The sequence below is a fragment of the Kitasatospora sp. NPDC048365 genome, assembly GCF_043200835.1.
GTDB classification, from domain to species: domain Bacteria; phylum Actinomycetota; class Actinomycetes; order Streptomycetales; family Streptomycetaceae; genus Kitasatospora; species Kitasatospora terrestris.
Genome location: NZ_JBICYJ010000014.1, coordinates 178,077 through 187,641 on the forward strand (window position 1 = coordinate 178,077; position 9,565 = coordinate 187,641).

Below are 9,565 nucleotides of genomic sequence, written 5' to 3' on the forward strand. Positions count from 1 at the left end.
TCAGGAGGTGGCGGGGGCGCGGTCCCGCAGGGCGGCGTGGGTGGGCGCGTCGGGCACGGTCGCGGGCCGGCCGGCGGCGAACTCCTTGCGGAGCACGGGCACCACCTGCTCGCCGAGGATGTCGAGCTGCTCCAGCACGGTCTTGAGCGGCAGGCCCGCGTGGTCCATCAGGAACAGCTGGCGCTGGTAGTCGCCGACCGCCTCGCGGAAGCCCAGGGTGCGCTCGATGACCTGCTGCGGGCTGCCCACGGTCAGCGGTGTCTGCTCGGTGAAGTCCTCGAGCGACGGGCCGTGGCCGTAGACCGGCGCGTTGTCGAAGTACGGGCGGAACTCCCTTACCGCGTCCTGGGAGTTGGCGCGCATGAAGACCTGCCCGCCGAGCCCGACGATCGCCTGCTCCGGCGTCCCGTGCCCGTGGTGCGCGAACCGGGTGCGGTAGAGCTCGACCATCCGGCGGGTGTGTTCCTGGGGCCAGAAGATGTTGTTGTGGAAGAAGCCGTCGCCGTAGTAGGCGGCCTGCTCGGCGATCTCCGGGGAGCGGATCGAACCGTGCCAGACGAACGGCGGCACGCCGTCCAGCGGGCGCGGCGTGGCGGTGAAGGCCTGCAGCGGGGTGCGGAAGCGGCCCTCCCAGTCCACCACGTCCTCGCGCCACAACCGGTGCAGCAGCGCGTAGTTCTCCCGTGCGAGCGGGATGCCCTGGCGGATGTCCTGGCCGAACCACGGGTAGACCGGGCCGGTGTTCCCCCGCCCGAGCATCAGGTCGACCCGGCCGTCCGCGACGTGCTGCAGCATCGCGTAGTCCTCGGCGATCTTCACCGGGTCGTTGGTGGTGATCAGGGTGGTCGCGGTGGAGAGGACGATCCGCTCGGTCTTCGCGGCGATCCATCCGAGCATGGTGGTGGGCGAGGACGGCACGAACGGGGGGTTGTGGTGCTCGCCCATTGCGAAGACGTCCAGTCCCACCTCCTCGGCCTTGAGCGCGATGGCCAGCATCGCCTTGATCCGCTCGCGCTCGGACGGCTCCCGTCCCGTGGTGGGGTCTGCCGTCACGTCGCCGACGCTGAATATCCCGAACTGCAAGGGGTACCGCCTTTCCGCTGGTTGACCGGGCCCGCCTCGGGCCGTCCCAGCGAAACCTAGGCAGGTCGCAGCGGGCGGAACCGCTCCGCAGCGCATCGCCCGTTGCCCCTCAGTGCACCGCGGCCGGCGGGCGACGCGGCGCCGGTCGACCGTGCAGTGTCGGAACAGTCCCGGGCACCCAGTGAGCAGGGCCCTCCGACCCCCGCGCACTAGCGTCGTCGACGTGGCGCCCCGACGACTCGGCGAGTGCCCGACTCCAAGCCAACTCCCCTGTGAAGCAAGGAAAGAGAAGAACCATGGTCGACTTCGCCAACGTCCACGCCGCCCCGAGCCCCGACCTGCTCACCCCGGACAACGCGATGATGCTGTTCGTGGACCACCAGCCGCAGATGTTCTTCGGCACCGGCAGCGGTGACCGCACCTCCATCATCAACTCGACCGTCGGCCTGGCGAAGGCCGCCAAGGTCTTCGACGTGCCGGTGGTGCTCTCCACCGTCGCCGCCGAGTCCTTCTCCGGGCCGATCCTGCCGCAGCTGCAGGCCGTCTTCCCCGACCACGAGGTCATCGACCGCACCACCATGAACGCCTGGGAGGACCAGGCCGTGGTCGACGCGGTCAAGGCGACCGGCCGCAAGAAGATCATCCTGTCGGGCCTGTGGACCGAGGTCTGCCTGGTCCTGCCGGCGCTCTCGGCGCTGGGCCAGGGCTACGAGGTGTACGTCGTCTCCGACGCCTCGGGCGGCGTCAGCCCGCGGGCGCACGAGCACGCCCTGCAGCGGATGATCGCGGCCGGCGCCGTGCCGGTCACCTGGCTGCAGGTGCTGCTGGAGCTCCAGCGCGACTGGGCCCGCACCGAGACCTACGTCGCGGTGACCGACCTGGTCAAGGAGCACGGCGGCACCTACGGCCTGGGCATCGTCTACGCCCAGACCATGATCGACCCGCACGCCGCCGGCTGACGGGACGCCATCGAACCCGACCGGAGTCAGACATGAACACAGGTCTTCTCCTGCTCCGTCTGGTCGCCGGCCTGCTGATCGCCGGCCACGGCGTCCAGAAGATCAGCCACCACCTGGGCGGCAGCGGACTGGCCGGTGGCACGGCCGAGTTCAAGGGTGACGGTTTCCGCGGCGGCGTACTGACCGCGCTCGCCGCGGGCGGCACCCAGATCGGGGCCGGACTGATGCTGGCGCTCGGCCTGCTCACCCCGCTGGCCGGCGCGGGGGTGATGGGCGTGATGACCGTCGCCCTCACCGTCAAGCGGCCGCACGGGCTGTGGGTGCAGCACGACGGGTACGAGTACCCGCTTGTCCTGGTCGCCATCGGGGCGGTGCTGACCGCCACCGGACCCGGCCGGTGGTCGGCCGATGCCGCCCTCGGCCTGGCGCACTGGCCGCTGTGGTGGCTGCCGGTTGCGCTCGTCGCCGGCGTCGGCGGCGGCCTGGCCACCCGGCTTGCCCTGCACCGCAGTTGAGACAGTCACCGCCTCACCCGCTCGGGCCCCTGGACAGCTCTCCGTCCAGGGGCCCGAGCCCGTCGGCGACCCACCACGGCTGAAGTCCGGGAAACGCTGAAGCCAGGGAAACGCCGCGGCCGGGAAACGCCGAGGCCGGGTCCGTCGCGGTGACGGACCCGGCCTCGGGAGTCTCAGACCCCGTTCGCGGTGGCGACAAGGTGCTCGGCGAGGAACCAGACCTGGGTCTCGCCGGTGCGGATGATCTGGGAGACCAGCAGGTCCTGGGTGCCGTCGTCACCGAGCTCCGCCGTGCGCCCGGCCGCGTCGCGGGCCTCCGCGAGGATCCCCTCGTGGGCGTCGAGGAGCCGCGAGATCATGGCCGGCACGTCCTCGATGCCGTCCGGCGGGCGCGGGACGGAGGTGAACTCCGCGGCGTGCCGGGGGTCGCCCACCGCGACGCCGCCCAGGCTCTGCACCCGCTCGGCGAGCACGTCGACCAGGGCCAGCTGCTCCTGGGCGTGCTTGTCGAAGAGCAGGTGCAGCTGGTAGAACGTCGGCCCGCGCATGCCCCAGTGGTGCTTCTTGTACATCGCGTAGAGGAACTGGGTGTCGGCGAGGATGCGGTTGAGCCGCTGGCACGAGTACTGCCGGGCATCGTGGGCGAGCGCGATCGGCAGCTGGGTGACGGTACCGAACTCCTGGATCTCGGGGCTGTGCTGGTGCAGGTGGGGCTGACTGCTCATGGTTCTCCTCGGAGTCCTCGGTCGGGTCGCCACCAGGCTAGGAACGCCCCGGTCCGCCCTCTGTTCCGACAACGCACTGCCCACAGCCGGTCCGTGCACGGGGTCGCGGCCGACCGCCCGCCGGATCCGACCTGGCACTCTCGGACGCCACCGGGTGCTCTCAGGGACAATCGGCCGCCCGAGGACGGACCTAGCGTGTGACCCACAGCAGCCACATGCCGTCCGAAAGGAACAAACCCCATGCCGTTCATCACCGTTGGCCAGGAGAACTCCACCTCCGTCAACCTCTACTTCGAGGACCACGGCTCCGGCCAGCCGGTCGTCCTGATCCACGGGTTCCCGCTGGACGGGCACTCCTGGGAGAAGCAGAGCGCCGCTCTGCTGGACGCCGGCTACCGGGTGATCACCTACGACCGCCGCGGCTTCGGCCAGTCGTCGCAGCCGACCACCGGCTACGACTACGACACCTTCGCCGCAGACCTCAACACCGTGCTGGAGAACCTGGACGTGCGGGACGCCGTGCTGGTCGGCTTCTCGATGGGCACCGGCGAGGTCGCCCGCTACGTGTCCGCCTACGGCTCCGAGCGGGTCGCCAAGGTCGCCTTCCTGGCCTCCCTGGAGCCCTGCCTGCTCAAGACCGACGACAACCCCGAGGGCGCCGCCCCGCAGGAGTTCTTCGACGGGATCGTCGCCGCCGTGAAGGCCGACCGCTACGCCTACTACCGCGACTTCTTCCAGGACTTCTACAACCTGGACGAGAACCTCGGCACCCGGATCAGCGAGGAGGCCGTCCGCAACAGCTGGAACACCGCGGCGAGCGGCGGCTCCTACGCCGCCGCGGCCGCGCCGTCGACCTGGTACACCGACTTCCGGGGCGACATCCCGCGTATCGACGTGCCCGCGCTGATCCTGCACGGGACCGGCGACCGCATCCTGCCCGTCGACAACTCCGGCCGGCCGTTCCACCGCGCGCTGCCGTCCGCCGAGTACGTGGAGATCGAGGGTGCCCCGCACGGCCTGCTGTGGACCCACGCCGAAGAGGTGAACGCGGCGCTGCTGGCCTTCCTCGCGAAGTGACCCGCCCGACGACCGGGCGGCCTCCCAGGTAGCAGGGCTTCACCTGGCGGCCGACCCGCTGGTGGTTGGCGATCGCCGCGTTGCCGGCGGTCGCCACCACGCACGACCCCGGGCCGGCGGAGGCCTGCGAGGAGCAGGTCCGCCTGCACGACGGCCGCCTGCTGCCCGCGGACTGGCCACGGGCGGGCGGGTCAGCCGGGGCGGGCGCGGTGTTGCAGCCAGAGGTGGACCGAGCCGCCGAGTTGGCAGGCGCAGGCGACCACCAGGAAGAACAGGCCGGCGCCCGGGTCGGCGTTGATGTCGTTCCAGAAGAGGATCATCGCGGCGACCGACATGAGGGCGGCGGCGCTGTACCACCAGGGGAGCCACCGGGTCCGGGCCGGATCGGCGCGGCGCAGGTGGACGGCGGTGGCGACGCAGGTGACCGCGCCCACCAGCACGGCCATCGCCGCGAGTTGGTACCTGCTCGGATATTCCAGAAGGTCGAGCACCCCGCCTTCCTGGGTGTGCGAGGTGGCGATCGGCAGCACCACGGCGAGGACGGAGAAGACCGCGGCCGGCAGGACGGGCAGGACCCGGGCCGGGGCGCCCGGCGGTGGTGGCCCGGTGGCCGGTGCCGGTCGTCGCCGGAGCTCGACGGCGGCCCAGACCTGCAGGGCGGCCCCGGCGGTGAAGGCGATGACGCCGGGGAGGATGTCGAAGTACGGGTCCGCGTGGAGCGCGGCCGTGATCCAGACCAGCAGCGCCGCGGCGGCGCTCAGGGCGGCCGTCGCGCTGCCCCACCACCGGACGGCGGGCCGTCGCACGGCCCCGGCGCGTCGCAGGACGAGCACGCCGATCACGCCCCAGGTGACGGTGGCCGCCAGTGTCGTCACCAGCACCAGGAGGCCGACCCACGGGTACAGCGGCAGGGCCCACCTGCCCGGTGTCCAGATCCACAGGCTCGCGTTTTCGAGGTCGGAGTCCCGGTAGAACGGCAGGACCATGGTGAGCACCATCGCCAGGAGCGTGAGCGCGGAGGGCCAGGGGTCGGGGCGGACCCCGGTGGTCGAGGGCTCCGCGGGGAGCGGTACCGGTGCGGAGGGCTGTGGAGGGGAAGGCTGCGGAGGTGAAGGCTGTGGAGAGGCCGGCTGCTGGACCAGCGGCAGCAGCCACGTCCGCTGCGGAGCCTGCCGGGCCTGCCGCGGGGCGGGCGGTGGGGCGGACGACGGAGCAGGCTGCCGCGGGGCGGGGTGCCGCGGGTCCGGTCGGCTGCGGGACGGTCCAGGTCGGGGGTCGAGGGTGGTGACGGCCTCGGCCCGGACGGGGAGGGAGAGGTCGCCGGTGGCGGTCTTGAGCTTCAGGGTCCCGGTGAGGTGTCCGCGGGCGGCGGCGTCCGTGGTGAGCTCGACGCCTTCGTCGACGTACCGGGTCTGCAGCCACGGCGGTCCGAGGGCCTCCATCGTGGCGCGGGCGACCGGCGGGCCCTTCACCTGGAGGAGGGCCGGTGCGCGCGGCGCTCCCGATCCCGCCCGTCCCAGGTCGAGGGTGGCGGGCGTGATCCAGGGCCGGGCGGACCCGAGGGCCCGGGCGGCGCCCTCCGCGACCCGGCGGCTGTCGTCCTGTTCCAGTTCGGCCAGCACGTCCTTGGCCGACAGTGCCCGCCCGACGTCCGTGCCGCACAGGAGCCCGCGGAGGTCGTCGACCGCCCAGAGCCGCTGTTCGCGGCTGGCCGAGTGCGCGGCGGCGACCACCTCGGGCGGGAGTGCGGTGGCCCGGGTGACCCGTCGTCGGGAACGGGCGATGGGGAGGTCTCCGCGGGCTCCGAAGATCCACAGTTGCGGTGTCTGGTGCGGGGACACCTCGCGGAGCTGGTCACCGACGTAGTCGGCCAGTTCGGAGACGCCGATCTGCCCGTCCCCGTCCTGGTCGGCCTCGCCGGTCCGCAGGCCCTTCACCAGGGCGCCGGTGAACAGCGAGGGACCAGCCACCGCTCCGGGGGCGTCGGCCACGGGCCGGTCGCCCTCGAAGGCGTACTCGACCGCGCTGGAGGCGGTGAACACCGCCCGTCCGCGCAGGTCGCCGGTGCGCTCCAGGTCCTGGAAGCTCTCCTGGACGTGCACCTCGGTGTCCGCCCGGGTGAGCATCCCCCGTTCGAAGGCGCCGGCGTAGCAGCAGTCGAGCACCAGGACCGCCCGCTGGGCGCGGCTGGCGAGCATCATGCCGCTGACGTACTCGGCGGGGACGGCGGTCGAGGCGAGCCGCTTGCGGTTGGTGTCGGTGGCGGCCAGGAACAGCTTCCCGGCGACGTTCTTGACCCCGTGGCAGGAGAAGTGCAGCAGCAGGGTGTCGCCGGGCGAGCGGTCCGCGAAGAAGTCCTCCACCGCCAGCCGGAGCTGCTGGGCGGACGGGTCGGCCAGGACGCGGACGTCGAAGTCGCCGATGGTGCGGTCGGCCAGGACGTCGACCAGTGCGGCCGCGTCCTGCACGGGGGCGCGGAGTGCGCCCAGCCCCGGGTCGCCGTAGTTGCTGACGACCACGACCAGCGCGTACCTGCCGGTGGTGGTGGCGGCCGGGCTCATGGCCGGGGCTCCTGCGGCGCGACGGCGCAGGCGGCGAGCCAGGCGTCGGTCAGCCGCCGCTGCTCCTCCACCGGGACCCCGCCGAGCTCCAGGCGGTTCCCGTCGATCTCCAGGACGACCTTCCGCGACTCGGTGGTGCGGCCCAGCCACTCCTTGACGACGCCGACCACGTTCTCCAGGAGCGGGGACGCCGACGGCAGCGACACGAGTAAGACGTTCAGCAGGTCGGCCGCGCCGGCTCGCGCGCCCTCGGGGGCGGGCGGCCCTTCGGCGTGCTCCACTCCCGGGATGTCGAGCAGGAGCAGGTCCTCGTGCAGGGCCTGGACTTCCTGTTCCAAGAACTCGAGGTCGCCGCCCGAGGGTTGCACGACGATCTGCAGCTGTCCGATCACGGCGCCTCGCCCCTCACGGTTGCCGTCCGCACCGCCTCCCGCAGCACGCCCCTCCTCCAGTTCCAGTCTGGCACCGCCCGTCCCGGGTGCACCCCGGGCCGGGCTTCGGGAAATTCCCCTCCATCAAACGATTGATTGATGGAGGCGCGGGACGTACGCTCGCCGCCATGTCCCAGCACCGGAGTGCGGCTGACGCCAGCCGCGAGCGGATCATCACGGCGGCGACCACGCTCTTCGCCGAGCACGGCTACGACGGCACCACGACGCGCACGATCGCGGCCGCGGCCGGCCTGAACATCGCGACCGTGGCCTACCACGTCGGCAACAAGGCCGACCTGTACCGCGAGGTGATGCGGCTGGCGCACGAGGCCGAGCAGGCCGCGGTCGACGGCGCGCTGGCGGCCTTCGCCCGGGACGTCGCGGACGACCCGGCGGGGGCCGCGACCGCGTTCGCCGACCGGTACCTGGACTTCTGCCTGGAGCGGCCGCACGTCCCGGCGCTGTGGATGCGGCGCTGGCTGGCCGACGCGGCGGAGTTCGCGGACCTGGAGGAGCTGTACACCCGGCCGCTGCTGGAGTCGGTGCGCGACGCGCTGGCGAAGGCGCTGCCCGGCCTGGACCCGGAGCGGGCGGAGCTCGCCGTGTGGACCGTGCTGTGGACCACGCACGGCTTCTGCCGGTCGATGATCCGCGCGCAGGTGCCGCGCTTCCGGGCGCACCTGCGGCAGCTGGTGGTCCGGGAGCTGGACCTGGACGGCCCCCGGTGAGCGGGACCGGGCCGGGGGCCGAGCCGGGGCGGACCCCGGTGACCGGCGCCGGGCCGGGGCGGCGGGCGCTGGCCGGGTACGCGCTGGGCTCGGTGGGCACCGGCATCTACTCGACCGTGCCGGGCCTGCTGCTGCTGTACTTCATGACGGACGCCCTGGGGGTGCCCGCGGGCGTGGCCGGCCTGGTGGTCGCGCTGCCGAAGGTCTGGGACGCGGTGCTCAACCCGATGGTGGGCGCGGCGAGCGACCGGGAGGCGCTGCGCACCGGCCGCCGGACGCGGATCCTGCTGGCGGGCACGCTGGCGCTGCCGGCCGCGTTCGCCGCGATGTTCCTGTCGCCGATGACGGGTGCGGGCGCGGCGGCCTGGGTCGCGGTGACCTTCGTGCTGGCGTCGAGCGCGTTCTCGCTGTTCCAGGTGCCGTACGTGGCGCTGCCGGCGGAGATGTCGGAGCACCCGGAGGTACGGACTCGGATCATGGTCTGGCGGATCGTCTGCCTGACGGTCGGCATCCTGGTGGCGGGCGGCCTGGCCCCGGCCGTGGTGTCGCTGGCCGGCGGCGGGCGCGCCGGGTACGCGGTGATGGGCGCGGTGGTGGCGGCGCTGCTGGTGGTGACGCTGCTGGTGCCGACGCTGGGCGCGCGCCGGGTGGTGTCCCGGCCGGGACCGGAGCCGCTGGGCCTGCTGGGCGCGCTGCGGACGGCGCGCGGCAACCGGGCGTTCTTCGCGCTGCTGGGCGCGTTCGTGCTGCAGGCCGCCGCGGTGGCGATCATGCTGGCGGCCGCGCCGTACGTGGCCACGTACTGGTTGGGCGGGTACCGGCTGACCTCGGTGCTGTTCGTCTGCCTGGTCGCGCCGAGCGCGGTCGCGGTGCCGCTGTGGGGGAAGGCCGCCGCGCGCTGGGGGCGGCTGCGCTGCCTGACGGCGGCGACGGCGGTGTTCGCGCTCGCCTCGGCGGCGCTCTGGCCGGCGGCCGGGCCGGACACGGCGGGGGTCGCGGCGGTGCTGGCGCTGTGCGCGGTGCTGGGCGTGGCGTACGCGGCGCTGCAGGTGCTGCCGCTGTCGCTGCTGCCGGACACCGTGCACGCCGACGCTGCGCGGACCGGCCGGCTGCAGTCCGGCGCGTTCACCGGGCTGTGGACCGCCGGGGAGACCGCGGGCCTGGCCGCCGGGCCGGGGCTGTTCTCGCTGGCGCTGGCGTCCGCCGGGTTCGTCGCCTCGACGACGGACCACCCGGTGGCGCAGACCGACACCGCCAGGGCCGGGGTGCTGCTGGGCTTCAGCCTGGTCCCGGCCGTCCTGATGCTGCTCTCGCTGCCCGCGCTGCGGGCCTACGGCCGGCGCCGCGGCGCCGCCCCCCCCCCCCCCCCCCCCCCCCCAAAACGCAGCCGCCGAACACCCCCCCCACCCCCCCCCCCCCCCCCCCCCCCCCCCCCCCCCCCCCCGCGCCCCCCCCCACCCCCCCCCCCCCCCCCACCCCCCCCCCC

9 protein-coding genes are annotated in these 9,565 nt (G+C 73.6%); 5 read left to right on the forward strand and 4 right to left on the reverse strand.

From position 1 onward, the window contains the following. A complete protein-coding gene (locus tag ACGFX4_RS17155; protein ID WP_393074465.1) occupies positions 1–1,083 on the reverse strand; it encodes an LLM class flavin-dependent oxidoreductase in 1,083 nt (360 codons plus the stop codon). Between the two features lie 296 nt (positions 1,084–1,379). Here ACGFX4_RS17155 and ACGFX4_RS17160 point away from each other — a divergent pair, with 296 nt between their 5' ends. Both ACGFX4_RS17160 and ACGFX4_RS17165 read left to right on the forward strand, forming a co-directional pair. After that, entirely contained in the window at positions 1,380–2,042 is a 663-nt protein-coding gene (locus ACGFX4_RS17160; protein ID WP_393074467.1) for a hydrolase, read from the forward strand. Between the two features lie 32 nt (positions 2,043–2,074). Continuing rightward, entirely contained in the window at positions 2,075–2,557 is a 483-nt protein-coding gene (locus ACGFX4_RS17165; protein WP_393074470.1) for a DoxX family protein, read from the forward strand. 173 nt (positions 2,558–2,730) lie between these two features. Here the strand turns inward: ACGFX4_RS17165 and ACGFX4_RS17170 are convergent, their stop codons facing one another. Further along, a complete protein-coding gene (locus tag ACGFX4_RS17170) occupies positions 2,731–3,282 on the reverse strand; it encodes a Dps family protein (protein ID WP_393074472.1) in 552 nt (183 codons plus the stop codon). Positions 3,283–3,522: 240 nt separating this feature from the next. On the opposite strand from ACGFX4_RS17170, the gene ACGFX4_RS17175 reads away from it, so the two are divergent. Beyond that, a complete protein-coding gene (locus ACGFX4_RS17175) occupies positions 3,523–4,359 on the forward strand; it encodes an alpha/beta fold hydrolase (protein ID WP_393074474.1) in 837 nt (278 codons plus the stop codon). A 191-nt stretch (positions 4,360–4,550) separates the two neighbouring features. On the opposite strand, the gene ACGFX4_RS17180 is transcribed toward ACGFX4_RS17175, so the two are convergent. Together ACGFX4_RS17180 and ACGFX4_RS17185 are read right to left on the reverse strand one after the other, a co-directional pair. Continuing rightward, positions 4,551–6,920 carry a caspase domain-containing protein gene (locus tag ACGFX4_RS17180; protein ID WP_393074477.1) on the reverse strand — a complete coding sequence of 790 codons (2,370 nt, stop codon included), beginning with the start codon at positions 6,918–6,920 and terminating at the stop codon, positions 4,551–4,553. Then, entirely contained in the window at positions 6,917–7,312 is a 396-nt protein-coding gene (locus tag ACGFX4_RS17185; protein ID WP_393074479.1) for a hypothetical protein, read from the reverse strand. The genes ACGFX4_RS17180 and ACGFX4_RS17185 overlap by 4 nt, the downstream gene beginning before the upstream one ends. 167 nt (positions 7,313–7,479) lie before the next feature. Between ACGFX4_RS17185 and ACGFX4_RS17190 the strand changes: the two genes are divergently transcribed. Together ACGFX4_RS17190 and ACGFX4_RS17195 are read left to right on the forward strand one after the other, a co-directional pair. Then, positions 7,480–8,079, forward strand: coding sequence for a TetR/AcrR family transcriptional regulator (locus tag ACGFX4_RS17190; protein ID WP_393074481.1), 600 nt, complete (start codon positions 7,480–7,482; stop codon positions 8,077–8,079). Further along, positions 8,076–9,565 (forward strand): MFS transporter (locus ACGFX4_RS17195; RefSeq protein ID WP_393074483.1); only part of this gene is annotated, 1,490 nt, incomplete at its 3' end. The genes ACGFX4_RS17190 and ACGFX4_RS17195, both read left to right, overlap by 4 nt.

Excerpts from the sequence above, each read along its gene's own strand:
- ACGFX4_RS17160 (WP_393074467.1), top strand. The coding sequence starts at position 1,380 with ATGGTCGACTTCGCCAACGTCCACGCCGCCCCGAGCCCCGACCTGCTC.
- ACGFX4_RS17165 (WP_393074470.1), top strand. The coding sequence starts at position 2,075 with ATGAACACAGGTCTTCTCCTGCTCCGTCTGGTCGCCGGCCTGCTGATC.
- ACGFX4_RS17170 (WP_393074472.1), bottom strand. The coding sequence starts at position 3,282 with ATGAGCAGTCAGCCCCACCTGCACCAGCACAGCCCCGAGATCCAGGAG.
- ACGFX4_RS17175 (WP_393074474.1), top strand. The coding sequence starts at position 3,523 with ATGCCGTTCATCACCGTTGGCCAGGAGAACTCCACCTCCGTCAACCTC.
- ACGFX4_RS17180 (WP_393074477.1), bottom strand. The coding sequence starts at position 6,920 with ATGAGCCCGGCCGCCACCACCACCGGCAGGTACGCGCTGGTCGTGGTC.
- ACGFX4_RS17190 (WP_393074481.1), top strand. The coding sequence starts at position 7,480 with ATGTCCCAGCACCGGAGTGCGGCTGACGCCAGCCGCGAGCGGATCATC.